28 protein-coding genes and 1 other RNA gene are annotated in these 24,708 nt (G+C 47.8%); 1 reads left to right on the top strand and 28 read right to left on the bottom strand.

The genetic code is table 11. The features are described 5' to 3' along the window. The 22 genes from ACI7RC_RS22805 to ACI7RC_RS22910 form a co-directional block, all read right to left on the bottom strand. Window positions 1-162 (bottom strand): helix-turn-helix domain-containing protein (locus tag ACI7RC_RS22805; protein WP_408110543.1); only part of this gene is annotated, 162 nt, incomplete at its 3' end. A gap of 288 nt (window positions 163-450) precedes the next feature. After that, window positions 451-741, bottom strand: a complete 291-nt coding sequence (locus ACI7RC_RS22810; RefSeq protein WP_408110488.1) for a nucleotidyltransferase family protein — start codon at window positions 739-741, stop codon at window positions 451-453. 191 nt (window positions 742-932) lie between these two features. Then, window positions 933-1,778 (bottom strand): ABC transporter permease, encoded by an 846-nt coding sequence (locus tag ACI7RC_RS22815; protein WP_408110489.1) that lies wholly within the window; start codon window positions 1,776-1,778, stop codon window positions 933-935. Then, the gene (locus tag ACI7RC_RS22820) at window positions 1,775-2,554 is read right to left on the bottom strand and encodes an ABC transporter ATP-binding protein (protein WP_408110490.1); all 780 of its coding nucleotides are present in this window, start codon (window positions 2,552-2,554) and stop codon (window positions 1,775-1,777) included. Before ACI7RC_RS22820 ends, ACI7RC_RS22815 begins: the two co-directional genes overlap by 4 nt. 32 nt (window positions 2,555-2,586) lie before the next feature. Beyond that, entirely contained in the window at window positions 2,587-3,681 is a 1,095-nt protein-coding gene (locus ACI7RC_RS22825) for an ABC transporter substrate-binding protein (RefSeq protein WP_408110491.1), read from the bottom strand. Between the two features lie 23 nt (window positions 3,682-3,704). Beyond that, window positions 3,705-4,664, bottom strand: a complete 960-nt coding sequence (locus ACI7RC_RS22830; protein WP_408110492.1) for a hydroxymethylglutaryl-CoA lyase — start codon at window positions 4,662-4,664, stop codon at window positions 3,705-3,707. Further along, window positions 4,664-5,872 (bottom strand): CaiB/BaiF CoA transferase family protein, encoded by a 1,209-nt coding sequence (locus ACI7RC_RS22835; RefSeq protein ID WP_408110493.1) that lies wholly within the window; start codon window positions 5,870-5,872, stop codon window positions 4,664-4,666. The genes ACI7RC_RS22830 and ACI7RC_RS22835 overlap by 1 nt, the downstream gene beginning before the upstream one ends. 81 nt (window positions 5,873-5,953) lie before the next feature. Next, a complete protein-coding gene (locus tag ACI7RC_RS22840; RefSeq protein WP_408110494.1) occupies window positions 5,954-6,658 on the bottom strand; it encodes an IclR family transcriptional regulator in 705 nt (234 codons plus the stop codon). A gap of 288 nt (window positions 6,659-6,946) precedes the next feature. Continuing rightward, entirely contained in the window at window positions 6,947-7,825 is an 879-nt protein-coding gene (locus ACI7RC_RS22845) for an urea transporter (RefSeq protein ID WP_408110495.1), read from the bottom strand. A gap of 129 nt (window positions 7,826-7,954) precedes the next feature. Then, window positions 7,955-8,779, bottom strand: a complete 825-nt coding sequence (locus ACI7RC_RS22850; RefSeq protein WP_408110496.1) for an urease accessory protein UreD — start codon at window positions 8,777-8,779, stop codon at window positions 7,955-7,957. A gap of 1 nt (window position 8,780) precedes the next feature. Further along, complete coding sequence (gene ureG / locus ACI7RC_RS22855) at window positions 8,781-9,392, bottom strand: urease accessory protein UreG (protein WP_408110497.1); 612 nt, start codon at window positions 9,390-9,392, stop codon at window positions 8,781-8,783. A gap of 32 nt (window positions 9,393-9,424) precedes the next feature. Beyond that, complete coding sequence (locus ACI7RC_RS22860) at window positions 9,425-10,111, bottom strand: urease accessory protein UreF (protein ID WP_408110498.1); 687 nt, start codon at window positions 10,109-10,111, stop codon at window positions 9,425-9,427. Beyond that, complete coding sequence (ureE, locus tag ACI7RC_RS22865; protein ID WP_408110499.1) at window positions 10,104-10,559, bottom strand: urease accessory protein UreE; 456 nt, start codon at window positions 10,557-10,559, stop codon at window positions 10,104-10,106. Before ureE ends, ACI7RC_RS22860 begins: the two co-directional genes overlap by 8 nt. Window positions 10,560-10,572: 13 nt before the next feature. Further along, on the bottom strand, window positions 10,573-12,285 hold the full coding sequence (gene ureC, locus ACI7RC_RS22870) for an urease subunit alpha (protein WP_408110500.1): 1,713 nt from the start codon (window positions 12,283-12,285) through the stop codon (window positions 10,573-10,575). Next, window positions 12,282-12,605 (bottom strand): urease subunit beta, encoded by a 324-nt coding sequence (locus tag ACI7RC_RS22875; protein ID WP_408110501.1) that lies wholly within the window; start codon window positions 12,603-12,605, stop codon window positions 12,282-12,284. The genes ureC and ACI7RC_RS22875 overlap by 4 nt, the downstream gene beginning before the upstream one ends. Before the next feature lie 36 nt (window positions 12,606-12,641). Beyond that, window positions 12,642-12,944, bottom strand: coding sequence for an urease subunit gamma (locus tag ACI7RC_RS22880; protein WP_408110502.1), 303 nt, complete (start codon window positions 12,942-12,944; stop codon window positions 12,642-12,644). 181 nt (window positions 12,945-13,125) lie between these two features. Next, entirely contained in the window at window positions 13,126-14,151 is a 1,026-nt protein-coding gene (locus ACI7RC_RS22885) for a HoxN/HupN/NixA family nickel/cobalt transporter (RefSeq protein ID WP_408110503.1), read from the bottom strand. Window positions 14,152-14,257: 106 nt separating this feature from the next. After that, window positions 14,258-15,121, bottom strand: a complete 864-nt coding sequence (locus ACI7RC_RS22890) for a YwqG family protein (protein WP_408110504.1) — start codon at window positions 15,119-15,121, stop codon at window positions 14,258-14,260. A 126-nt stretch (window positions 15,122-15,247) separates the two neighbouring features. Further along, window positions 15,248-16,066: an alpha/beta fold hydrolase gene (locus ACI7RC_RS22895; RefSeq protein ID WP_408110544.1), complete on the bottom strand. Its 819-nt coding sequence runs from the start codon at window positions 16,064-16,066 to the stop codon at window positions 15,248-15,250. 314 nt (window positions 16,067-16,380) lie between these two features. Next, complete coding sequence (locus ACI7RC_RS22900) at window positions 16,381-16,956, bottom strand: PadR family transcriptional regulator (protein WP_408110505.1); 576 nt, start codon at window positions 16,954-16,956, stop codon at window positions 16,381-16,383. A 126-nt stretch (window positions 16,957-17,082) separates the two neighbouring features. Continuing rightward, window positions 17,083-17,427: an MFS transporter gene (locus tag ACI7RC_RS22905; protein ID WP_408110506.1), complete on the bottom strand. Its 345-nt coding sequence runs from the start codon at window positions 17,425-17,427 to the stop codon at window positions 17,083-17,085. Between the two features lie 67 nt (window positions 17,428-17,494). Then, entirely contained in the window at window positions 17,495-17,848 is a 354-nt protein-coding gene (locus ACI7RC_RS22910) for a VOC family protein (protein WP_408110507.1), read from the bottom strand. A 582-nt stretch (window positions 17,849-18,430) separates the two neighbouring features. On the opposite strand from ACI7RC_RS22910, the gene ACI7RC_RS22915 reads away from it, so the two are divergent. After that, window positions 18,431-18,520 (top strand): YjcZ family sporulation protein, encoded by a 90-nt coding sequence (locus tag ACI7RC_RS22915; RefSeq protein WP_408110508.1) that lies wholly within the window; start codon window positions 18,431-18,433, stop codon window positions 18,518-18,520. Window positions 18,521-18,599: 79 nt separating this feature from the next. Here ACI7RC_RS22915 and ACI7RC_RS22920 read toward each other — a convergent pair whose 3' ends face one another. From ACI7RC_RS22920 to ssrA, 6 genes are all read right to left on the bottom strand, one after another. Beyond that, the gene (locus tag ACI7RC_RS22920; protein ID WP_408110509.1) at window positions 18,600-19,445 is read right to left on the bottom strand and encodes a hypothetical protein; all 846 of its coding nucleotides are present in this window, start codon (window positions 19,443-19,445) and stop codon (window positions 18,600-18,602) included. A gap of 198 nt (window positions 19,446-19,643) precedes the next feature. Further along, the gene (locus ACI7RC_RS22925) at window positions 19,644-21,836 is read right to left on the bottom strand and encodes a YcdB/YcdC domain-containing protein (protein WP_408110510.1); all 2,193 of its coding nucleotides are present in this window, start codon (window positions 21,834-21,836) and stop codon (window positions 19,644-19,646) included. After that, the gene (locus tag ACI7RC_RS22930; protein ID WP_408110511.1) at window positions 21,827-22,387 is read right to left on the bottom strand and encodes a sigma-70 family RNA polymerase sigma factor; all 561 of its coding nucleotides are present in this window, start codon (window positions 22,385-22,387) and stop codon (window positions 21,827-21,829) included. The genes ACI7RC_RS22925 and ACI7RC_RS22930 overlap by 10 nt, the downstream gene beginning before the upstream one ends. A 119-nt stretch (window positions 22,388-22,506) precedes the next feature. Then, window positions 22,507-23,517 carry a hypothetical protein gene (locus ACI7RC_RS22935; RefSeq protein WP_408110512.1) on the bottom strand — a complete coding sequence of 337 codons (1,011 nt, stop codon included), beginning with the start codon at window positions 23,515-23,517 and terminating at the stop codon, window positions 22,507-22,509. Between the two features lie 61 nt (window positions 23,518-23,578). Further along, window positions 23,579-23,950, bottom strand: a complete 372-nt coding sequence (locus ACI7RC_RS22940; protein WP_408110513.1) for an AAA family ATPase — start codon at window positions 23,948-23,950, stop codon at window positions 23,579-23,581. Window positions 23,951-24,314: 364 nt separating this feature from the next. Continuing rightward, window positions 24,315-24,669, bottom strand: a transfer-messenger RNA (tmRNA) gene (gene ssrA, locus ACI7RC_RS22945). Window positions 24,670-24,708 lie beyond the last annotated feature (39 nt).

The raw sequence follows: 24,708 nt of genomic DNA on the forward strand, positions 1-24,708 counted from the left end.
TTCATTCTGCTGCATGGCATAGGTGACGGTTTTGCCCTCTTGGTTGTAGGCGGTATCCCGTTGATCCTTGGCCCGATTGTACTGCTTCCGGCACAAGTCCAACGTTCGAATCATGAGCTGTTCCTGTTCGGGAGCCGGATAGAGTCGAAACTGAAACGTGATCTACACGAAGGACCACCACCTTAATAGGAACGTACATTCCCATTGTACCACAAAAACCTCCGTTAGTCGTCTCTTCTCTTAGAAAATGAGACAGCATTTTTTTGACGATGGACGCCTCAGGCAATAGACAAGTGCATTTTGGCTTCGCCTAACCAAGATTCATCCCCTACCTGCAGAGGATGGGGACTTCTCTCGGAAACATGTTAAACGTATCCCAGCCCGAAACCGTGTAAGATTCGATTTTCTAAATTGACTCCAAGATGTGCGCAAGATACAACTTATCTTCTTTCATAGAGGGACTGACTCCTGAAGTATTTGTTCACGGATTACAGGGTGCAGGGCTTTTTCTGTTACAACATCCACTTTCATCTCCAGCAAATCCTCAAGGTCTTGCATTAAGGCAATACGATCAAGCAAGCTGCGTCCTTGCTCAAACTCGACCAGCACATCGATATCACTGGTTTCCTTTGCAGTTCCTTTCACTTGTGAACCAAATAATCGAACATTGCGTGCACCATGCTTTGATGCGATTTGAAGAATTTCTTGTCGAGCAAATTGTAATTTTTCAAGACCAGACATTCAAATCACCTCATTTTCTTCCTGTTTCATGATCATTCCTGTACGTAAATATCTTACTTCTATTGTACATGTTGTTGGGAAAAAGTCACTTCCCGGTATGCCTAATCTTCCGAGATCTGGGGAAATTACAAAAAAATCAGCCGGCCATTTTGACCGGCTGACATCAATCACTCTATCCCAAGTGAAAATCATCAATTCGTATTTTTCTTTTGCCAACGAAGCAATCGTGATTCCAATTTGAGGAGAAGTGCATTTAAACTTACAGATATAGCCATAAGGACAAATACAGCTGCAAACGTTCCTGCTGTATCAAACTGTCCGGCCGAATATTGAATTAAAAATCCAATCCCTTTATTGGAAGCCGTGATTTCGCCGATTACTGCACCAATTAAGGCATAGGGAACAGACAATTTCAACCCGACGAAAACCCAATTCAGCGCAGAAGGAATAATGACCTTCGCTACAATCTGCTTTTCTGTCGCTCCCATTAATCGAATGCTGTCCAACAGATCTTCATCAACGTTCTTGACCCCAGCGTATGTATTGAAGAAGACGAGGAAAAAAACAATCATGGCGGCAAAGATGATTTTCATTTCAATCCCAATGCCAAACCAAAGGATAAATAAAGGGGCTAAGGCAATCTTGGGTAAACTGTATATCGAAATAATAAACGGATCTAAAAGTTTTGCCCCAAAAGACCACCGCCCCAAGATAAAGCCAACGACTGCCCCCAATACAGCCCCAATAAAAAATCCGATAATCATCTCTTGCGATGTGATTCCCAGATGGAAAAACAAATCCCCTGACGCGATCCATTCCCACAATCGCTTTAGGATATCGCTAGGTGCACTCGTCCAAAATTTATCAAAAAATCGGCCTGCTGAGAACTCCCATAATAGTAACACAATAGCAACCAAAAGGAGTCGCGCCAAGGGCAGTTTCAGCTTCTCTGACAAGGGTTTCGTCATCGGCGTTTCAATCCATTCAAATTCCGCCGGCGAATTCGCTCCCTTCGATACTGGCGCCTGTGCACTCATACGACACGCTCCTCTTCTTCCATGAATTCTTCCTTTAAAGCCTCCCATAAGCTGGCATGTACCCTTCTAAATTCATCGGTAAAACGAATATTGAATACATCCCGTTTTCCGGAAAGATTCACTTCTTTGACCGATTTAATCGTACCGGGACGTTTGCTGAATACGGCAACACGCTGTCCGAGGGAGACTGCCTCATCCAGGTCATGTGTGACGAAAATAATGGTCTTTCCCGTATCTCGCCAGATTTGCAGCAGCTTATCTTGCAGAATTAAGCGAAGTTGCGCATCCAACGCGCCAAAAGGTTCGTCTAATAAGAGCGTTTCCGGATTATACACCAGCATTTTTGCCAGACTTGCCCTTTTGCGCATTCCCCCCGAAAGTTCTTGCGGGTAATGGTTCTCGAATCCTTTCAATCCCACCAATTCTATATAGGCAGAACTTTGCTCTTCACGCTCCCGAGCACTCATCCCCCTGATTTCAAGCCCGATTTCCACATTTCCTTTGACGGTCCGCCATGGTAAAAGATTGTCCTTTTGCGTCATATAACCTACCTTTGTATTTACCCCGGTTACAAGCTGTCCTCTATACAAGACTTCTCCGGAACTTGGCTTCATTAAGCCTGCACACATATTCAGGACAGTAGATTTCCCGCACCCGCTCGGGCCAATGACCGTTAAAAACTCACCTTCGGCGATATGGAGGTTGACGTCCTTCGTTGCCAGAAAACGTTTGCCATTCCGCTCGAAACTCTTCGATATATGGTTGAACTGGATCATTTCCACCCTCCTCGTTTTGATGCAAATGCCTGTTATTGTTGCGCCTTCTCGGCAAACTCATTGTTTACCACGTTTTCAAAAGGAATATTCGTACCGTCAAACAAATTATTTTTTTCGTACCCTTCTTTTGTGATGATGGGGGACTTTGCCATTGCTGGATAGTTATTTTCAAACGCCATATCAAATACTTCTGTATCGATTGCCTCGAAATATTTCTTCACAATTTCCTTGGTAGCTTCTTTATCCGTTTCAATAAACTTTTCCGCTTTTGCGATGGCGTTGACCACTTTTTGGTATATTTCTTTGTTTTTTTGCAGATCATCTGCTTTGGCCACGAGGCTCATAAAGGCAAATCCATCGTATTCTTTATACTCCCCTTTGCTCATGTTGATCAGAATCATTCCGCCTTCTTTCGTAGCCATATCCGAAATCGGCGAGGAATTCACGAATGCATCGGTCTGTTTATTTTTAAGTGCGGCGATTTGGGTATCTCCAGCCCCTACAGGAATGAGTTGAACGTCCCGGTCCGGATTGATATCCTCCGACTGCAACAGATTTCGAATCAGATGGTCTGTACTGCTGCCAGGTGAACTTATGCCAATTTTCAGTCCCTTAAGGGCTTTTATCTTATCCGATACCGGTGATGACTCGGTAATCCCTTTTTGGGCGGCAATCTCTTTATTGATGACAATATTCGTGCCGTACTGGTTGTATAAGGAGCTAAAAGCCTGTATATTTTGACCTTTATCAACGGCCCCCTTTACATCTACGATCGCTACCGTTCCGATTTGCGCCCCACCCCCAATCACAGCCGCCAACGCTTTCGCTCCTCCGCTGACAGTCACTTCTTCGACATCCAGGCCTTCTTCCTTAAAGAAACCCTTTTCCTTGGCTACATAGATCGGGGTAATCAGAAAACCCGTATTTCCCTCCGCAATCACTACCTTTTGCAGTTTTTCGCTTGCATTTTCTGTCTTGGTTTCGCTGCTGGCAGTTGAGCTGTCTGTATTCGCATTGCTGCTGGCATTCTGCATTCCTGTTGGGTTTGCGCTGCCACCGCCGCCACAACCAGCGGCCATCAGGCATATTGACACGAGAAGAGTAGTGAGTAACACATGCTTTTTCATAAGAAACAATCCTCCTTAACAGTTTAATCTGCCAACTTTTGTTGATTTTTCGGTCTTGCGTGCAATTGGGAACTCGGTCCTGCTTGCAGCATGCAGCTTCCCCCGTCGTGACCGAGGGTTTCCTTTACATATCCGGCAACCCGAATCAAAGGTTCCAGTTGAATGCCTGTTTCAATCCCCATTTCGGAAAATGCATGAACCAAATCCTCCGTGGCAATATTTCCTGTTGCCCCAGGAGCATAAGGGCAGCCTCCCAAGCCCGCTATCGAACTGTCAAAATGGATAACCCCTTGCTGCAAGGCGGCTACCGCATTGGCAAGAGCCATTCCGCGCGTATTGTGCAAATGCATGGAAAAGGTCATATGCGAGAATGCTTCTTTCAGATGACCTAACAGATCAAACACCTGTTTCGGGTTTGCCATGCCTGTGGTATCCGCAAGGGAGATTTCATCTATGCCCATTTGTTTGTATCGTTCCACAATCGTTACAATTCGTTCCAAAGGAACTTTCCCCTCAAACGGACACCCAAAGGCCACGGAAATCGAACCGCCAACTTTGACCCTGTGCTTTTCCGCAAGCTCAATGATGGGCTTGAAGCCTTCTTGCGCTTCCTCGACAAGACAGTTCGCATTGGATAAACTATGTGAGTCAGTGGCGGACAGCATAAGCTTCAGTTTTTTTATTCCGGCGTCAATCGCACGTTGCGTTCCCCTGATGTTCGGAACCAAAGCACGTAATTTGATTCCTTCCAGATCCTGCACCTGCCGCACGACTTCCTCCGCATCCTTCAATTGGGGAATAGCCTTTGGATGGACAAAGGAAGTAATTTCCATCATTTGAATGCCTGTTTTGGCCAATTCCCTGACAATACGCACTTTTTGTTCGGTAGGAATCCACTCCGGTTCCGCCTGAAACCCGTCCCTTGGAGCTACCTCGCAGATGATGGCTTTAGCAGGTAAAGTCAATACTTGAGCCTGATTCATTAAATGACCCCCTTTTCTTTGAGAATGGATAGCTTTTCAGCGGATAAACCCAGACCGTGGACAAAAATGTCTTCATTATGTTCACCCAATTCAGGCGCACGATGGCGGATGGCCCCCGGTGTACGGGAAAACTTCGGGATCACCCCGGGAACTTTTACTTTTCCGAGACGCGGGTGTTCCACTTCCACGATGTTTTCCCTTGCCTTGTACTGCGGATCGTTAAAGATATCTTCAATACTGTAAATAGGGCTGACCGGCACGCCGAATGAATCCAGTTTCTCAAGCAGTTCTTTCTGAGAATGCTTGCGAATCCATTCGGAGACAATGGCTTGAACTTCCTGATCATGCTTTAAACGCTCCAAATTGGTATAATAGCGCGGGTCTGTCAGCATATCCGTTCTTCCCATCGCTTCTGCAAGACGATTAAAAGTAGAATCCGTACTGCAAACCAGAACGACAAATTTTCCATCCTTCGTTTCATAGGTTCCCGCTGGACTTGAGTGACCCGTCAATCCGGGATTTCTTTCCCTCACTTTTTCAAGTTGGTCATATTCGGCTACTAAAAATTCCATCATACGGAAGATAGATTCATATAATCCCAGTTCCACTTCTTGTCCTTCCTGTTGATCATTTGCTTTTAAGTGGAATAATGCGCTTACAGTAGCAAAGGCAACATAAACACCGGTGATATAATCGAGCAATGAAAAGGAAGGACTGACCGGCGGACGATCCCGATAACCCTGCAGATAGGTATAACCACTGAAAGCGGTTGCAGGAGTTCCAAATCCAGCCTTTTCGCGATACGGCCCTGTTTGCCCATACCCGGACACGCGAGTCATAATCAACCGTGGATTGATTGTCTTTAAGCGGTCGTACCCTAGATCCCATTTTTCCAATGTGCCCGGACGAAAGTTTTCGATGAGCACATCCACCGTTTGGATCAGTTCCAGAAAAATGTCTCGCCCTTCTTCTTGACGAATATCCAGCGTAATTGATTTTTTATTGCGCGATAACCCCGGCCATCTCAATGGTTCGGTTCCCCTCCAGGGCCCAACAGATCGAAGCGTGTCCCCGGTTCCAGGGAGTTCCACTTTGATAACTTCAGCTCCCAAATCTGCCAATAATGTTGCACCATAAGGGGCGGCAATCATCGTCGATACCTCAAGAATGCGAATTCCGGTTAAAGGTCCGAAATTAGGCTGGTTCATAGTAACTCCTCCACTTATGTATTCTCATATGGTTCATAGAATGAACCATCGGTTCACTATCTTGTTAAAAATGTACGGGTATCAGCTTAGATACCCCAACTGGTAAGAGATTTGATGTGCTGTCTCCACAATTTCTTTTTGGTACTCTTTCCTCTTTTCCTCGGTAAATCGAAAGGAGGAACCTGACACGCTTAAAGCGGCAATCACTTCTCCCTTATTGTTGTAAATTGGCGCAGAGATTGAAGACAGGCCCTGTTCCCGTTCTTCAATACTGACGGCAAACCCGTTTTCGAGAATTTGTTTCACTTCTCCAGGATTCATTCTTTCTATCGATGGCTCTATGTTCCGATAAACAATGAGCAGTTTTCCCGCTGATCCACGATCAAGCGGCAAGTAATCGCCTATATGAATGGCAGGCTGCAGGGTATGGTGACTTTCCACGCGCTGAACGCACATCCGTTGTTTGTCGATTACAATATACATCGATACGGTTTCCTGGGTCCTATCACGAAGGTCTTTCATTAATGGCAATGCAACCATACGAAAATCAAGATTTGACAGGAATACGTTGCCCAACCCCAGCACTTTTGGACCCAAGCGATAGGTATGATTTTCGTCGTGCTGAATAAGGTATCCTTTGTTTTCTAAAGTTCGTGCCAATCGTAAGACGGTAGCTTTGGGCAAATCAAGAATGCGTGATAATTCTGAAAGCCCTATCTCTTTGCGTGCCTCAGTAAAACAATCCAGTAATTCCAAAGCCCTTTCAACTGAGCGTACATTTTCCATGAGAAAACCCCTCGGTTCACCAGGTGGTACATTGGTTCATTTTTCTAATTCTTGTATGTATTCTATTGTAAAAGGTATTAGGATGTCAATAGATATTAGAAGAATTGCTGCACATAAAAAGAGCAAGCCGTCAAGGTTTGCTCTTTAAATCAATGTGAGTCCCCTGTTTTTTCTCCAGGAGGGCCGTCGTCCTTACCAATACTAGAGGTTTTTCTTTTGCATAGCTTCCTCTATATGGCCACTCCTTCTATTTTCAAAAGGGCGAGCGTGGATAGTATGTACTTAACCTCATATTCGACTAAATTTTTCCCTGGCCCCGATAACAAGCCAAGTGACCAGCACAAACGGCATCGTCAATGCCGGGAGTCCATAAGGCTGAAGCCAGCTGCTGAGACCGGCTGTAACAGGTACTGTGAAGACGGCGGCAAGGATGCCGATCAGGCCAGTCAAACGATGACCGGAGCCAAACACTGCTGAAACCGCCAGAATGGTCAGCACCGCATTATACCCGTATAACCCCAGGTTCAAAAAGGTGATTTCCGTTTCCAAAAAATACGCTGTCACCCAAGCGACAACCGTTCCGATGACAGCATAAAGCCCCAACCTCCAGCCAGCCCAAAAGATCCCGATGAGGATCAGGATACTGGCCCATATGTTTTGCTGAAAATAGACTTGCCCAATGCCGTCAATCAAGCCATCCAGCAGCTGAATCGTACCTTCCCGGTGAAATTCCACGCGCGAGAGATCCTGCGGGACCAGACTCTCGCTTATTTTGAAAAAGCCCAAATGATACGGGGATAGCAGCAATAACCACGTCAGGAGGATATACGGCAATGTCAGTACCGGAATAGCAGAATTGCGGGCGACGTACATCATCGCCGCAGTAATGAACACACTTGCCGCAGCACCTGCGAGAGCAAGCCACCATCGATGGCCACCGGCCAAATTTAAGGAAAGGGCGAGACCGGTAAGGACAGCGTTATATCCGAAAAGCCCCTGCATCACGGCAGTCCTGTCGGCCCCGCAGGCATGCCCAATCCAGGTTCCCAACAAGGCGCAAGCCAATGTAATGATCCCCATCTGGTAATTGGCAAAGGTGATCCCCGCAAGAACGAATAACCCTGTGACCGCATTTTCAATCAGGATCACTTGGGATATCCCATTCAACGTGGAGCGAACCCACGGAAGCGGCCCGGATTCGTATGTTTGACGTTCATCTCTGGTTAGAATTTGTCATCCCTTCTTCTTCTTGATGAAGCAGTCATCAAGCATTTTCTCTGCAGCGGAATGGAAGGTCTAATACTTGCGCAAAGAGACCGGCCCTCTGTCAAACCACTGTTCACGTATCATGTGTTGACAAAGTGCAAAAACCTGCTCGATATCCTGTGTGGAGCGACCCAACACGCGAATGGTAAAACCTGGGACACCCAGCATGGAGAGACCAATCTTTACCGGCGGCGTGCCGGACTCAAGCAGGCTGCATATCCGATCAAAAAAATCGGGGTTGGTTTGCTCCCCAATGACAATCATCGATCCAAAATGCGTATAACCCTCAAGCAGCCCCATTCCTTCCAGCGCACTCTCGCCCGGACACAGCCTCAGGTGGTCGAAGACGGCGAGTTCATCATCCAAATAGATTTGGGTTTTCAGCTGGAGCCAATCATAGCGAAACCATGTGCCGTCAGGGGACCACCCCGGAGTAATGATCTCCGCGTACACGATACCAGCTCCGCGCTCCATCCGCACGACCGTTTGCTGTCGAAAACGGGCATGCTGATAGGCGATAATCGGATCGGGAAGAAACTCCAGAAAGCTCCCTTTTTTCAAGGTAATGACCGTATCCTGCAGAACGGGCTGCTTCAGCGTTTTGTATATTTTGGTTGACGATTGGGTTGTCAACAACATGTGGGCGCCTTCATCCAGGCAGATCTCCGTCAGATACCGGTCCCCGTCTACATAGCCCCCGCCGGGATTCATGAGGTAAAAACAAGGTTGTCCGGTATTGTCCAGATAAACAGGCTGGGTAATCTTAAAAGCTCCGCGATAGTAGGAGTCGTAAGGGATCGTCTTATCCCGCTTGTGGAAAACCGCCAGCCGCAGATAGCCTGTCAAATTTTCCATCTTAGCGGAGACCGGACAACATCGCATTTTCTTTGATCCACGTGACGACATCCTCCAGCCCAACCTCTTCTTTCAGGTTGGTAAAAATAAATGGCTTCTCGCCGCGAAACTCTCGCGTGTCCGATTCCATCACTTCCAGGCTGGCGCCGACATAAGGGGCCAAATCGATTTTGTTGATAATAAACAGATCGGACTTGATCATGCCTTGACCGCCTTTGCGCGGAATCTTTTCCCCCTGCGCTACGTCGATAATGTAGATGGAAAAATCGACCAGCTCGGGACTGAAAGTGGCAGCCAGATTATCCCCGCCGCTTTCCACAAAGATAAGTTCAACGTCGGCATGCCGCCGCTTTAATTCTTCGATCGCGGCAAAATTCATGGAAGCATCTTCTCTGATGGCCGTATGCGGACAGCCGCCTGTCTCTACACCAATTATCCGGTCAGACGGCAGCACCCCATTCTTGATCAGAAATTTGGCATCTTCTTTCGTATAGATATCATTGGTGATGACAGCCATGCTGTGATCGTTGTGCATAAAGCGCGTCAGTTTTTCCACCAGCATGGTTTTCCCGGCTCCCACAGGACCACCGACTCCGATTTTTACCGGACGCATCTTTAATCTCCCCTTTCCTCGAAGATTCCTGATTACGACATAAACAGGCGAATGTTGAGGCGTTCATGCCTCATTTGTGCCAATTCAAGACCTGGCGAGACTGCTCCGAAATCACCCAGGTCTAAGCGTTGTATCTTATTTTGCGCTTTCAGCAAATGGGCGTGGAGCGCCTGAAACAAATGCTGTCCATCGGTTTGCCCCAGCGGTATCCCCCGCACGCCATTCTGGATCAAGCTGGCTGTCGACGAATACAAATAGGACAAAACGGCAAGGGATCCAGGAATTTGCAGATGATGGGCGATCACCGCAAACACAATCGCGGGATGACCCTTGGATTGGCCTGCCTTCATTCGTTCCAGATACACGGCGAGGGATGAAGAAGGGTACAGCTTCACCCCAAGCTCTGCCATTCTCTCTCCGATCCTGCTGCTGCCTTCCCTTGCTTCGCGGGGCATATTCTGCGTGTGAAGCAGGCGGTCAAGTATCCAGAGCTTTTCCACCTGCTTCTGCTCCAGCGCTTCGTAGGCAAGCCGGCACGCCAATCCGTCGACATGAGTCAGCTGCCCATGGATATAGACCTCCAACCACTGCGCAAATGTTTGCTTGTCCGTCACCTTGTCGTCTTGGATGTACGTCTCCAGACCGAAAGAATGGCTGAATGCCCCGGTTGGGAAGTTGGAATCACAAAGCTGCAGCAGGGGTAACAAATACTCATCCATGGCTGTGCCCGACGTGTCGGAAAGCATTTTTTACCTTTACTTTTTCACGAGCATAGGGGATATTCTCCTCATCCAACATGGCTTCAACCAGGTAATCGTATTGGACAAGCATGCGATCCTCCTGAAACTGCGCCGGCAGGTGACGGTTGCCCAATTTGTGCGCAACCTCCCCCATCTCCTGCATGCTCCGCGGACTGATCACCAGCAGATCTTCGGGAATCACTTCAATGACGATCATCGATTCATCGTCCATGTAGAGGACATCGCCGTCCATAAGGTCCCTCGGTTCACGCAGGGATATGCCCAGCTCTCTACCGTGGTCGGTGACAACCCGCTGAATCCGCTTGACCAAATCGTCGCTGTGCAAATACACCTTCTCCAGATGACGGTTGCGCCTGTCATCGATACGCACATGTTCCAGATCACTCAGGATTTGTTCGATAATCAACAGAATCCACCCCTTAAAATAGGAAATAGCGCTGTGCCATGGGTAAAACATCAGCCGGCTCACACGAAAGCAATTGGCCGTCAACCTTCACTTCATACGTTTGCGGGTCTACCGTAATGTTCGGGGTTTCGGCATTATGCTTCATGTCCTTCTTGGACAGATTGCGGATTCCAAACACCGGAAGCACTCGCTTTTGCAAGCCCAATTGTTTGTGCACCCCGTTATCAAACGCCACTTTCGATACAAACGTAATCGAACAGGAGGACAATGCCTTTCCGTAAGATGCAAACATCGGCCGGTAAAGAACCGGCTGCGGAGTCGGGATTGAGGCGTTCGAATCTCCCATCACGCTGTGGACAACCATGCCGCACTTCAGGATCATCTCAGGCTGTACGCCAAAAAAGGCGGGATGCCACAGCACCAGGTCGGCCATTTTCCCTACTTCAATCGAGCCTACATAGGAGGAAATGCCATGCGCGATCGCCGGGTTGATCGTGTACTTGGCTACATACCGTTTGACCCGGTTATTGTCGCCAATCCCGGTATCCCCTTCCAGCTTGCCACGCTGGAGCTTCATCTTGTCGGCAAGCTGCCAGGTGCGAATGATGACCTCCCCGATGCGCCCCATGGCCTGGGAGTCAGAACTCATAATGCTGAGTACGCCCATGTCGTGCAGAATATCCTCCGCTTCGATCGTTTCCTGACGAATCCGAGAATCGGCGAATGCGATATCCTCCGGTACCTTCGGGCTCAAATGATGACAAACCATCAGCATGTCAATGTGTTCATCGAGCGTATTGATTGTGAATGGCTTTGTCGGGTTTGTTGACGCGGGCAGTACGTTGGGATGTGACGCCATTTTGATAATATCCGGAGCATGCCCGCCCCCTGCCCCTTCCGTATGGTAGGTATGGATGACCCGGCCATTGATCGCCGCTATCGTGTCTTCCACAAAGCCAAATTCGTTTAATGTATCGGTGTGGATCGCCACTTGCACATCAAATTGATCTGCAACACGCAAAGAATGATCGATAACCGAAGCGGTAGCTCCCCAATCCTCGTGTACTTTCAACCCGATCGCTCCCGCCCAGACCTGTTCGGTAAGTGCCGGAATCGAAGAGGAGTTTCCTTTTCCGAGAAAACCCAGGTTGATCGGCAGACCCTCAGCAGCTTCGAGCATCCGATGGATGTTCCACTCACCTGGCGTACATGTTGTCGCTTTTGTACCCTCCGCAGGTCCTGTTCCGCCGCCGATCATGGTAGTGAGACCTGCGGATAACGCTGTTTCCACCTGGCCCGGACTGATAAAATGAATATGTGTATCAATTCCGCCGGCCGTTGCAATTAACCCTTCGCCGCCAATAATCTCCGTACTCGCGCCGATGATAATATCCACGCCATCCATGAGCAAGGGATTTCCCGCTTTGCCGATTCCGGCGATTTTCCCATCCAAAATCCCGATATCCGCTTTATAAATTCCCGTGTAATCGACGATCACCGCATTCGTGATGACCAGATCCATCGCACCTTCGCTGCGCGTCGCCAAAGGGTGCTGCCCCATGCCGTCGCGAATCGATTTCCCGCCGCCAAATTTGCACTCGTCACCGTAATGGGTGTAATCCTTTTCAATCTCAATAAATAAATTGGTATCCGCCAAGCGAATCGCATCGCCCGTCGTGGGGCCGAACAAATCAGCGTAGTGCTTTCTCGATACGCGAAAACTCACCTTCCTCCCTCCTTGTCCAATGGCCCATCCGTTTTGTTATTCAAGCCGTATACACGCCGTTCCCCGCGGAATGGGACAACCTCCACGTCTTTTGCATCGCCAGGCTCAAACCGAACCGCTGCACCTGCCGGAATGTTCAAATGCATGCCAAAAGCCTTGTCCCGATCAAATTGCAGCGCAGCGTTCACCTCAAAAAAATGGTAGTGAGAACCCACCTGGACGGGACGATCCCCTTTATTCAATACAGTAAGCTTGGTCGGTTCTCTGCCTTCGTTGCAAACAATATCGTCGTCGCGCAATACGTACTCGCCAGGAATCACGAGAATTTCTCCTTTCAACTTGGGAGCTGTCATTCCCTATGTAATGGGATAGTGAACGGTAACGAGCTTCGTCCCGTCGGGAAACGTCGCCTCAACCTGGATGTCATGGATCATTTCCGCAACGCCCTCCATGACGTCATCACTCGAAAGAATTTCTTTGCCTTCCTTCATGAGATCAGCGACTGATTTGCCATCGCGCGCCCCTTCCATAATGAAATAGGTAATCAACGCGACCGCTTCCGGATAGTTAAGCTTAAGCCCCCTTTCTTTTCGCCGTTTTGCCAGATCTGCCGCGACGACAATCATTAATTTTTCCTGTTCCCTTTGTGAAAGTCTCATAGAATGCCTCCATTGCAGGCTCGCTTATGCGATCATTCATTTCATTTGAAAAAGACGTTACTAATATTTCCCATACCAATTTCTTCTATGCACTGCCCTTCCAAAATAAAAAACACCTCCCTGTCATCGAAGGATCGATGACAGAGTGGTGTTTCGGGTCATCCGGGCATGTGACGTATGATTACCCCTGTTCTTCCCACCGCTTCTCTATGTTGAAGATTTTCCACGCTCCATAGGATATGAGCCAGGCAGCCGCAAAAAGGATCACTAACGCATACCCGATTTCTCCAAAATCAAGCTCCTGAACCCAGTTCCAAAAGCCCCCCGACCATCCCAGCTTGGAAGCCAGCACCTGCGCTAACTCCACCGTTCCAATAATAAGGGCCGCCAGTACGGAAATTCCGGTAACGGTCAGGTTGTAGTACAATTTTCGCAGCGGGGTATGAAACGCCCACCGATATGCTGTTGTCATAAACACGCCATCTGCGGTGTCCAGCAGGCTCATCCCGGCCGCGAACAAAACGGGCAGCGACAAAATCCCGATAAATGGTATGGCGTTCTGCGCAGCTCCTGCGGAGATCGACAGCAGCGCAACCTCACTGGCGGTATCAAACCCTAATCCAAACAGGAAGCCAAGCGGATAGACGTGCCAGCTCCTGGTCACAAAACGCATGAGGGGACCGGCAAAGCGTGCGATCAATCCTCTTGCATGCAGCAGCCTCTCAACCTCTTGATCATCTGTTTTCTCCTTCCGCATCCGCGTAAACAGTTTCAGGAGATCAAAGAGAATGAGCAGATTGACGAATCCGATGATCATCAAGAAGCTGCCCGAAACCGTCATGCCAACGATTTCCCCGATTTCTCGCAACTGCGGCAATTCGCTCTGTACCCAAGAGACAGAAATCGCCAACAAGACTGCCAGTAGAAAAACAACGGTAGAATGTCCCAAGGAAAAGTAAAATCCTACACCCTCCGGTTTTTGTTTCAGCTGCACCAGCTTCCGTACCGTATTGTCAATCGCGGCAATGTGGTCGGCATCAAACGCATGCCTCATCCCTAACGTATAGGCCAGAAAACCCAATCCCCAGAACAACGGATGATCGCGGGAAACGACCAGCATCCCCAGAAAGCCAATGATGTGAAGCAGCGCAATGACAATCCCGTAGCCAAGCCAGCCAGGCTTCTTGCTTTTTATTGTCTGTTGCATTGGGTCCCCTCCCCTCTTTTTACACCCATGTCTGATTATATTGCATGTGCGGCTCTGTTTATTTCTTGATTGGAGAAAAATATGAGTTGGGGTGGGATGGCTCTTCTTATCCACATTGCATTTCACAAACGACAGAGTCAAATCGCTGTTCAGCGAGGTCGTCCTCACGGATCCAAAAGTAGATTCTGCCGACGTCTCCCCACATAACACCCGTTTTCTCTTCTTCGGAATCGATTTGAAGCAGCAGCCGCCACTTCGTTGCGGATTGCACAATGGGCCGACAGGCGTCTGGATCGCGCAGCGTCTCATAGGAAATCCCTTCCTTGATAACCTCGCATGAAACCTGCATGTCGCCTTGGATCTGATCAGGGTGACCGAGTAAACGGTTCACATAATCTTCGAAACGCCGGCGTTTGTGAAAACGATGCAGAAAGACCTCCCAGTACTTATTGTAAGCTTCGCGGTTTCCGTTCCGATCAAGCCCCATGCTCTCAAGGTAGGCTGATTCTGATGCCGGTACACATAGATCTGCGGTGAATGATACGCGATTCGGTTTCAAGGTGGCTTCTTCAGGCAGATCTGCTGGGCGTGATCTGCGCTTCAGCCCGTTTAACTGCTCTGTACGAGTGTAAATGACACGGCACGTTCCCGGGTCTCCGTACAAATCTTCGCCATCATACAACAAGAAGAATGAAAGCAGTCCACTCGCGGGAAGTAGTGAAGGCGAGGGCAGCTCTGCCAGATTGATCTGGGCGATAAAAGACTGATCGAACCCCTTCCATGCAGGCCATTCGACGTTCCCCGGCAAATCCGGGCTGCCACCGACTTTGCTTGCGCCAATGTGAATACCTTCATCATCATCCGGCTGTAAGTGGATCTGAAAGGACGGGAAGATCAACGGCCCGATCCTGTCTTTATATGCTTCTAATCCGGATTCGACGAGCAAATCTACGATTTCTTTCTCGTTCATGATACCCTCCTACTTTGCCACCCCCTCGAATTTTTATCGTGTAACCCTAAGGTTTTTCCAATGTTTATTCCAGGGGAGCACTTCACCTTTGGACAAATTCCGCCGGACTTATCATCCAGCGTGATTTTAATCATTTATAAACTGTTCAATAATCCTATTGAATTTCTCGTCATGCTCCCAAAACATCATATGACCTCCCAGCACTTTTACCGCCGATTTCGGAGCATGCCGTTCCACAAATCTTTTTGCTTTATCTGCCCAGTGCTCTGCTATGACGGTTAGGGTCGGCACAGATTCACTTGCCAGTTTGGCTTCTTCCCGATAATCAGAGAACATCCCGGACGCAAACAAATTCGCCGCGATGTAATGCGGAGTTTTGAGAGATTGCTCAATGATCCAGTTTAGCTCATGTTCCTCCAGCTCTCTTTGTACCATGACTTCGGCCGCATAAGCAGCAACAAACTCCCGCTGCCTTTCAGAATCCCGCAGATAATGGGTATAGACTGCCGCAATCTCATCAAGCGGCCCTTCCACCCAGTCCTGTTCATGGTTAGTGGAGAGCGGCTTGGCTGACAAATCGATAAAGACGAGTGATTTTAATTTCTTGGTTCCGTGCTGCCTAATATATTCCCACATCGTTAGACACCCAAATGACCAGCCGATCAAGATAACGTCCTTCAAATCCAATACTTCTATTACTTTTGCCAAATCTGAGCCGTGTGTCGCATAATCGTTTCCATGCATCGTAATGGACGATCTTCCATGGCTTCTCGGATCGATTGCTATGACTCTGTTGGTCTTTTGAAAATGTTCAACTTGCTTGTGAAAAACTTCCGTGGTAAACGTCCAACCGGGAATAAAGAGAATGGGATCGCCATTTCCTACATCTTGAACAAATAATTCTACACCGGGTTCTACTTTTATGTACTTTCCTCCTTGAAGTATAGCCGTCGCCTCCCTTTTTCTGAATAGAAAAACTTATCAATTCATAGTTCTAGCCATTTTGTAAAAACCCCTTTTGAGCTGAATAATCGACGATACATTCTCCTTAGGTCTGGTCTGGCTTGAAAAATCCCGCCTTTTACTTATCCTACATGTGAAGCTTCCTCTTTGATGTTAATGGCTACCGAATAAATCAGTCGAATCGAAAAGAACCCAAGCATGTCTATACTTGAGCTCCAACAAAACAGGTGGCTTTATTCAAGAATTACTTATGAGCAACACACAGCACTCCACATGCTTCGCTTAAGCCTTCAGGTTCACTCCCGTTCAAGCCCTTTTCCGTTCACTCGATGGCTATCGATTAACTGTAAAACCCACTTTTCATCAAATCGGAGCTTTTCCAACCGATGCCGGAAAAAGATCAGAATATATTGCTGTTCCCCATCGGGAATCCGCTCATCCTTGCTCGCATACTCCAACCGTTCTTCCTCATGGCGGATTTCATACCGCAGGTAATCCTTGTATTGGTGTAAAATTAAAAACTGCAATTCCTTACTGATCAAATCAAAATTCTTCAGTTTTGTATAAAAATGCAGCTCGTAATCCGGCGAATATGGAATCGGTTCTTCCATCAACCGAAAAAAACGCATTCTGCCTTCATCTGTGAGTTTATAAATCTTTATCTTTTTTCCTCTTCCCCGCCTGGCGCCCTCCGGTTGTTCATCGGGAACTTGTTCGATCAGCCCGTCTGCAAGCATCCCATGGATAAGCGGATAAAGCGCCCCCCAGCTGACTTTTCGCGTAGGTCCAACAATTGCATTCAAAATCTGATGCAGCAAATAGCCGTGCATCTGGTTATTCATCAATTCCCCGAGTATGAACAATTCATTCAAGCGACAGGCCTCCCTTATAGGTTTCACTGCTTTTAATCAACAACAGTATAACATACGGCTGCCTGAAAACGGAAAAGCCGCGGTTGTCGCGACTTTTCCGATTCCGTTCTATCGTTTGCTCCTCTGTCACGCCGACTGCTGCGTCATCACGGGCGCCAACGCCCCGGCACCGAATCCTTGCAAGGCCCGGAACCAAATGAGCTCCGCCATCGACTGTGCGGCCCCGCACAAGATGGAACCGAGCACGAACAACCCGATGCCGACGGTGAACACGGCTTTGCGTCCGAACAAATCGGCCAACTTGCCGAAAATGGGCGTCGCCACGCAAGTGGTCAACGTATAAACCGCGAACACCCAACTGAACAGGGTCTCGCCATGCAAATCCGTGATCATGTGTGGCGTTGCGGTGGCGACGACAGTCGCGTCCAACGCGCCAATAAACATTGCCGCCAGCAATCCGGCAACGACCATGTTGACGCTGGTTTTCGGGGCTGCGCGGAAGACGCCTCCTTGTATTGTCTCTTTTTCTCTTATTGGCTTAACGATTACAAATCAAGTAGAGGGTGTTGCCGTCAGGATCACTGAAGTGTACGACCTGGGCCGCTTTGCCTTCTACAGCATCATGGAATTCAACGCCGCGGGATTTCAGTGTCTCGATGGCTGACTCTAATTCATCTACCTCAAACCCAATAGACATGCTTCCCGATTTTCCCGGTTGAGAATCTTGTTCTCCGGCAAGATGCAGGAGTCCAATCGTCAATCCCGGTGCTTCGATCTGCGCAAAATGCCCATCCCCTTCGTGTTGCAACTTCAATCCTAGGGTTTCGACATAAAATTGTACTGCCTTTTTTAAATCCGCTACTATCACAGTCACATTGCCACTCTTGAACATAGCATATTCCTCCTTTTTGGTTTGATCGGCTTTATTATATCAAAAAATTATAATCAGTAAACATGTTTTTTTGTTATAAAGATATGGATATTCCGTCCACAAGCAGAACCTCCGTTCCTTCTCCAGCCATATAAAAAGAGAATGCCCTAAAAGGCGCTACATCCTGCGGAACAACCAGCCGCAAACCAAGTCCGTTCCCCCCTTTGATAAGCCAGATTACGTGATTAAATAATGCAGAATTTGTTTTGGCTGAACATAGACATTTCCGGCCGATGTTTGGAGGTATCGGTTGCAGGGGGTAATAACGATGGCTGAAAAGGCATCAAGCAGCTTAAAGTGAAAATATGAGCAGCATCCAGGGGCTAGTCGTATTAACAATGTCCTGGCCGTTTTATCTAGTGAAACATGTCTACAACATAAAAAGACCACCCTGATCAGGTGGTATCTTCGCATGTGTATGCTCTTCCATGACCTTCCGTGGAGGTTAGCCCATTATACGACTGAAATAGGTAACTTGCTGAGAACGTGTTTCCCCCAACTCCATATGATGTAGCGAAGGCACACAAGGGAGGGGAGCATATCATGGGATGTTTTGAAGCCTTTGATGATTTTCTCGTGGTTCTGGTGCTGTTTATTCTCCTGGTAATCGTCTCCACTAGTTTCTGCAACTAACCATTTTTCTTCCTTTTGCAAAGAGGCTGTCCCAAGTCATGAAAATGACTAGTGGATAGTCCTCTTTCCATCCCCCCATTTAACGCCCCATACATTCATACAGTTTTTTTGCTTCACAAAACAACCCCATCTTTTTAAGCTCTTTACATATGAGTTCGAGAGAAGAAAGATCCGCTATTCCTTCCGATTGATAATCACGGATCAGAGCAAGCTTTGTTTCCGTTTCTGACGTATCAAAAAACGCTTGGAGCAGTTCCAGATCATCGTAGGGGATGTCATCGTGACTCCACGGATGAGGTTTATCATTTGTTCCAACTCCATTCGGCCAAGCGGCGACCCCTAAACCATCCCTGGTTTTGATTGCGATTTGCTGCTGCCGTTCTGCACGAAGTTCTTTCATATATTGAAATGAATTCGGTATAAATGGCAGTCCGAATTTCTCCCGGGCCGTTTTTGCAACCAGCTCTCTTTGCTCTTTCCATAACCGATGATCAAAGTATTCAGATGTATTGTCTTCCTCTTCTGCTCGTCGCCTATAGTCTAAATACCTTTCTTCGGAATCAAAGTCGTTTAAGAGGGCTCCTGTATCAAACAATTGGATTGAAAAAAAATCATGAAGGTTTCGTGCTACCAATCGAACACAATTGCCAAAATCCATGGGGGAAATACAAATGACGGGAGCCTCTTCTAATTTCGTAACGGTTCCGAAATCAGTAAGCAAGGCATAATGAATGCCATCCATTCCTGTCCCCGCGAACGTGATAGAATCTATCGGCGAACAGGAATACCCTCCATTGCCATCCCCTTGAATGCCGAGAAACAGTCCCGACGGCGTTTCCAGATAGGGTACCTGATCAGCCATTTCTTTTTCCCATTGCATGATTTCTTTTAATAGCGCTGGTATCTCATACGAGACATCCGACATGACGTTCCCCCGCTTTCAACTGAATTCATCATGATATCGTTAGATTGATTCAATCTTACCACTATCTGTAATATTCTTCCTATCTTTTTTCATACCTGTTCTGAAAAATCCACCTTGTAAATCCGTAAGAATAGGCGAGAGCGGATCGTAGATTTCACCTCCACAATCCGCTCCCCTTCCCTGCAGCTGCTATTCAACTTACTGAATCACCGCATTTCCGGTTATCGCATCGATATTGATCGTTTTATCGGCATACGCCTTGTCGCCCATCGGAACGTAAATCAGCTTCGGTATCCCCTGCCCCGCTCCTTCGACTCCTTTGATCGTATAAGCCAATTGAAGCGGCAGATGGGCCAAATACTCTTGCACCGCTTTCTCAACAGGCACCACCCTGCTCTTGTCAGGCAATGCAGCCTGTTCCCGCAGTTCTGTTCGGTTTACGAATCCGATTGCTTTACCTGTCGATGGATCGACCTCTACAATATAGGCTTCAATCGGATATTGCTCAAGTACCGGCACGCCGTCATGACTCTTGATAAATTCAAACTCCCAGCTGCCCGACGATACCGGATTTGCCTCACCCGATCTGATGATTTGGCTCACCTGCACTTCTGTTACACCGGGATCAACGTACTTCTCGAGCAACCGAACCGCTTCCTTGAAGGCATCTTGCTCGGAAACGGTATTTTTTGCATTGGCTCGCGGAACCGAGATTTCCTTGACCTGCCCAGTCCCGGCATCGACGGCGACCCCAATCCGCTTCCCTTCTTTTGACTGCCACAAGAACATTTTCTGTTTGCTGCGCAACCCATTTTCCTCCACATGTTCGCTGAATGGTAAGTCCCTTACATCTACGCCCATTTCCTTCGCCAGCAAACTGGCGGCTTCTTCCTTCGTTTTGACAATTACCACTTGGTTTGATTTCCCGCCATTGAGACTGATCGGTTCATGCGTAGCAAGCTGATCGTAAGCAAAACCGTTACTGCCGGTTCCATACTGTATTTTTCCCGTTGCCGCATCGATATACCAATAGAGGGACCGGGGTTCGCCCATTTGCGAAAAGCCGACTGCCGGTGTGTAGTCGAGCATCGGTCGAACCTCCACGGCCTTTTGGGATTGCGGATCACGCTTGATCACCGCATGCTCGATGTAACGCAGCTTCATGTTTTTGGCCAATTCTGCCTCGGCAACCTGCTTGGATACCGCCGTTGCCTGATTCGGCAAAGCGGAGAGATCGTAGGTATCTGCGCGTTTGCTGTATTGGCGTACGCGGCCCTCTTTGTCCACAGCAACGTGAAGGGTGTCCTCCAAAACAGGAATTCCGTTGTAATAACGCATGTAGTCGGTGATGGTGGACGTTCCCGTTTCCCGATAATTTTTCCAGTCGTCTCCGAGCACGCTTTGCAAAAACCGGTTTGCCCGTTCGATCGCCACCGATTTGGGCGCCCATTCGACCCGTTCATCCTGATCCCTTGAATTCTCGACGTTGTAGCTCCGGAGCACGTTTCCTTTTCCCTCCGTGCCGATAAAGACCGTACTCCCTTGCTCGTCCGCATTGGCCAACGCGAGCGAGAAGCCCGCAGCACCTGCTTCCTTGTTCGCCAATACGGCGTCCGTTCTTAGCTCAGGCAGCACTTCCTGAAGCTTGGTCAGCATCGTTTGCTCGCTCTTGTTCACCTGTCCGTACGAAACAATGCGGCCTTGGCCGTCCACCCATACCGAAATATCTGTAAACGGCACCGCTTTCCCGTTATTCACCTGCTTGTAGGTCACATAGATTCCTTTTGCATCCAGATCCAGAAAGCCATTGTGCGGCCGCACGATTTCACCGGCAGCAACCTCCTGGTATTGCCCGCTGTTCTCACCGAGATATGCTTTCAGGAAAGCAGCCGCCTTTTCCCTTGCCATCTGCTCGGTCGGTTCATTCTCGCTGCCCCTTTCAGCAAACCACTTGAACACCTCCAACTCGCCGGTGTCCTTGTTGACGGCTGCCTTGGCATACACTCCGTCTTTTTTCAGCAAAACTGCGCTGATCATGTTCCCCGTCGTTCCTTTGATTTCGATCTGGTAGCTGCTCAGTTCAGGAATCGCTTTTAAGAGCGGTGCCAAGGCCTTTTGTAACGTGGCATTGGCTTTTTGCTCCGACAGCGCAGCCGCTGATTGTTGCAATTGATCCTGAAGCCCTGATGTCGTCGGATTCCAAAGGCTAAACCCTACGGCCAGGCAGGCAACAGCTGCCGTTGCCATATAAACCTTACGATAACTTCTCCCGCTTCGCTTGGCGGCCTGATCGAGGATTTTCTTTTCCAGTTCGGGAGTAAACCGCACATCCTTCACCGCTGCCTTGCTCGCCCCCCGAACCGCTTGACGAAACTCTTTATCTACATCCATTCTAAGCCCTCCTTTTCTACCAGCAATTTGAACTGCTTGCGAGCCCGATGCAATTTTGTGCGTACCAGTTCTTCTGATATGTCCAGCACCTGCGCGATTTCCCGAATCGTCAAATCCTCGTAATAGTGCAGCACAATCACCTGGCGATACTGCGGCAGCATCGCCATCACCCGTTCCGCCATCTCTTCCTTGGTCAGTTTGCCGATCACCACGTCCTCGACACGCTCATGGTTCTGCTCATCCGGAACGCTTTCTTTTTTAAACGTAGAAAAGATTTGGCGAAAGGACCACGACCGCAAATATTTTTTTGACTCATTGATCGCGATGCGATACAGCCAGGTCTTTATTTCACTTTCTCCGCGAAATGTATGCAGATCGCGAAAAGCCTTCAGAAAAACCTCCTGGGTAATGTCCTCAGCTATATTGCGGTCTTTGACGATGAGGTACGCCAGTTGAATGATCTTATCCCCGTACACTCTCATCAACTGTTCCAAAATGGCCTCTTTCGTCAGCCGAAGCGGCCGATCAGCCTGATTTATATCTTGATACACAATGAACATTCTCCTCCCTGTCATTTTTTCGCATGTCTATTTGATCCATCTGGAGGAAAAACGTGACAGGATTTTTTAATTTCTGGTTGTTTTTATTTTAGCTTTGCAACATCATTGGTCTAATTTAACATGCCGCTTTCCGGTGTGACGATAAAATCATAGAAAACTCCTTTTTTGTTAATCGATGCGGTTACGGTCGGTTTCCCCTGTTTCGTAAATGTATACTTATTGTAAGTACAGGAAACATTGTAGCCTGTCAAATCAATATGGAGGATTTTTTTCGACACGGGATTGGCGGCAGCAATCGCCTTTTCTTTCGTATAGAACGGTTTGGCAAACACTTGCGGCAAGTCTTCTTCCGAAACATAGTTGTCATTACTGAATTCGTTATACGCAGTCGCTGACAAGACTTTCCCTGTTTTTGCCCCGATCATGATGCCGTATGTCCGTTCGCGATCCATGAAGCTCCATACCAGATCCAGGTGTCTTTGCGAATCCTTCACAAGAGTGACTTCCGGCAACAATTCTGATGCTTTTCCGTTCGACAGTGACTGCAGTGCTTTTTGCGCTGTATCTACCGCTTTAGGGTCAATCTGATTGGTATGATAATCCAAAGAAGCAGAGTTGACCTTCCCTGTCGCCGCATCGATGATAACGACTGCGTCTTTCCCCCAGAATTGCCAGATGTTTTCTTTCTCCCAATTGATTCGATCTACCTGATCAATCGTAAATGACTGCTTGCCATCCATGCCTTTCAGCGTGCTCATGACCGTATTTTGCAAATCGGCATCCACTTCGCTGAACTTGAATATCACTCTTGCAGAAACGACTTTTCCCTCGTTCTTGGTAACCAGAACCTCGCCTCTGTTGTCTTTGGCAGAGATCACCCAGCAATCGGGATTCATCCCGGTTATCTCATTCAGTTCGATCGTTACATTACCCGCCAGCTTTTGCATGGCCTGCTTGGCGTCTTCTACGACTTTTTTGTCCAGTTGTGCGAGGGTCTTCATTGGTTCTGGGGCTGTTTGGGGCTGGTTGGCTGCGTAAACGAATACCGACATGCTTGTGAATGGCGCTGTTGCTGACAGGAACAATGTCATCATGCTAACGGCTAGAAGTTGTTTTTTCATTTTGTTTTACTCCCCTTCTGTTTTCAGTTCATTTATTTGATCCAGCTAGAGGAGTTTCGTGTCAGTGATTTTGGTTTTTTTGCAGGTAGAAAGAAAAATGCCTCCCTCGGGAATCCGTTGGAAGGCTTGAAAAGTCGTTATACTTGCATTGGAGGAACTCAATCATATTCAAACTGTAATTTCCACTTTTAACGAAATCAGACTTTTTTATTAAAAACACAGGTGCAATAAATGCCTCATCTTTTTTTCCGTCTTTATTCTTATTCCATTGCCTGTTGTTAAAAAAAGTATCTAACGCTTCTAAAATGGAGCTTTTCCCAACCCCGTTGTTAACAATATACATTGAATATCTATTCTGAAGGTCGCTACAGATAGGAACGAAATATAACCCTTGATATATTTTATAATGTCTAATAAATAGCCCTGTTATCATCAATTACCACCCAATTGACTATTATTTTAGACCTATTATATCAAGAGCCTTCTTTTTTAACAAAAAAAAAGAACTAATATTTTCGAACAAAAAAAGTCATCACAGAATTTAAAAACCTGTAATGAGCTTTTGGTATTGTTCTCTTATGTAATCCTTAAATAATTATCTGTTTTTTATTCGACGGGAAAACGCCAAATCCTTTGATTTGTCAAAACTATTATACCAAACATTAGTTTGCATATAAAGGCATTTATTAGGGGAGATTTCTCTCCCCTAACTTCCTATAGTAACCAATCATTAACCATATTTAACTCCCGTAAACACAAAAAAACCACCCTCACCAGGTGGCATCCTCACTATGTATTGGTGGAGGCGGGGGGATTCGAACCCCCGTCCGAAAACAGCGATACATAAGCATCTCCGAGCGCAGTCACTCATTTAAACTTCGGCGACGGATTCGCGGAGTGACGCGCTGACCCGTAACCTAGCCTGATTGATCTTCTTCCTTTGGCCCCAGGCGGAGACCTCCGGCGTATCCCACTAAAGTTGAGCGCTAGTCACGCCACATGGGCGATGGAGTGGTAGCGCCTCACTGGTTATTAAGCAGCGAGAGAAAGTTGTTTGTTGCCAGTTAATGGCTTCCGCGTTGATGACGAGGTCCGCAGCCCCCCGGCTCGCTTCTTATGCTCTACCATCCCCGTCGAATCCAAAACGCCCCCATGTGTAAAAGGGCCTGCTGGAACCTTGGAACAGCAGGG

It is taken from the genome of Brevibacillus sp. B_LB10_24, from assembly GCF_046036945.1.
GTDB lineage: Bacteria > Bacillota > Bacilli > Brevibacillales > Brevibacillaceae > Brevibacillus_C.

What these genes read in the sequence shown, in the direction of transcription:
- ACI7RC_RS22920 (WP_408110509.1), bottom strand. Translation starts at nt 19,445, where the DNA reads ATGTCGGATGTCTCGTATGAGATACCAGCGCTATTAAAAGAAATCATG.
- ACI7RC_RS22830 (WP_408110492.1), bottom strand. Translation starts at nt 4,664, where the DNA reads ATGAATCAGGCTCAAGTATTGACTTTACCTGCTAAAGCCATCATCTGC.
- ACI7RC_RS22840 (WP_408110494.1), bottom strand. Translation starts at nt 6,658, where the DNA reads ATGGAAAATGTACGCTCAGTTGAAAGGGCTTTGGAATTACTGGATTGT.
- ACI7RC_RS22925 (WP_408110510.1), bottom strand. Translation starts at nt 21,836, where the DNA reads ATGGATGTAGATAAAGAGTTTCGTCAAGCGGTTCGGGGGGCGAGCAAG.
- ACI7RC_RS22935 (WP_408110512.1), bottom strand. Translation starts at nt 23,517, where the DNA reads ATGAAAAAACAACTTCTAGCCGTTAGCATGATGACATTGTTCCTGTCA.
- ureG (WP_408110497.1), bottom strand. Translation starts at nt 9,392, where the DNA reads ATGCGTCCGGTAAAAATCGGAGTCGGTGGTCCTGTGGGAGCCGGGAAA.
- ACI7RC_RS22905 (WP_408110506.1), bottom strand. Translation starts at nt 17,427, where the DNA reads ATGGTCGTTGCCGGATTGCTGGCGGCAATGTTTATTGGCGCGTTGGAC.
- ACI7RC_RS22810 (WP_408110488.1), bottom strand. Translation starts at nt 741, where the DNA reads ATGTCTGGTCTTGAAAAATTACAATTTGCTCGACAAGAAATTCTTCAA.
- ACI7RC_RS22890 (WP_408110504.1), bottom strand. Translation starts at nt 15,121, where the DNA reads ATGAACGAGAAAGAAATCGTAGATTTGCTCGTCGAATCCGGATTAGAA.
- ACI7RC_RS22915 (WP_408110508.1), top strand. Translation starts at nt 18,431, where the DNA reads ATGGGATGTTTTGAAGCCTTTGATGATTTTCTCGTGGTTCTGGTGCTG.
- ACI7RC_RS22820 (WP_408110490.1), bottom strand. Translation starts at nt 2,554, where the DNA reads ATGATCCAGTTCAACCATATATCGAAGAGTTTCGAGCGGAATGGCAAA.
- ACI7RC_RS22850 (WP_408110496.1), bottom strand. Translation starts at nt 8,779, where the DNA reads ATGGAAAATTTGACAGGCTATCTGCGGCTGGCGGTTTTCCACAAGCGG.
- ACI7RC_RS22940 (WP_408110513.1), bottom strand. Translation starts at nt 23,950, where the DNA reads ATGATAACAGGGCTATTTATTAGACATTATAAAATATATCAAGGGTTA.
- ACI7RC_RS22825 (WP_408110491.1), bottom strand. Translation starts at nt 3,681, where the DNA reads ATGAAAAAGCATGTGTTACTCACTACTCTTCTCGTGTCAATATGCCTG.
- ACI7RC_RS22880 (WP_408110502.1), bottom strand. Translation starts at nt 12,944, where the DNA reads ATGAGACTTTCACAAAGGGAACAGGAAAAATTAATGATTGTCGTCGCG.
- ACI7RC_RS22860 (WP_408110498.1), bottom strand. Translation starts at nt 10,111, where the DNA reads ATGGATGAGTATTTGTTACCCCTGCTGCAGCTTTGTGATTCCAACTTC.
- ACI7RC_RS22835 (WP_408110493.1), bottom strand. Translation starts at nt 5,872, where the DNA reads ATGAACCAGCCTAATTTCGGACCTTTAACCGGAATTCGCATTCTTGAG.
- ACI7RC_RS22885 (WP_408110503.1), bottom strand. Translation starts at nt 14,151, where the DNA reads ATGCAACAGACAATAAAAAGCAAGAAGCCTGGCTGGCTTGGCTACGGG.
- ACI7RC_RS22910 (WP_408110507.1), bottom strand. Translation starts at nt 17,848, where the DNA reads ATGTTCAAGAGTGGCAATGTGACTGTGATAGTAGCGGATTTAAAAAAG.
- ACI7RC_RS22815 (WP_408110489.1), bottom strand. Translation starts at nt 1,778, where the DNA reads ATGAGTGCACAGGCGCCAGTATCGAAGGGAGCGAATTCGCCGGCGGAA.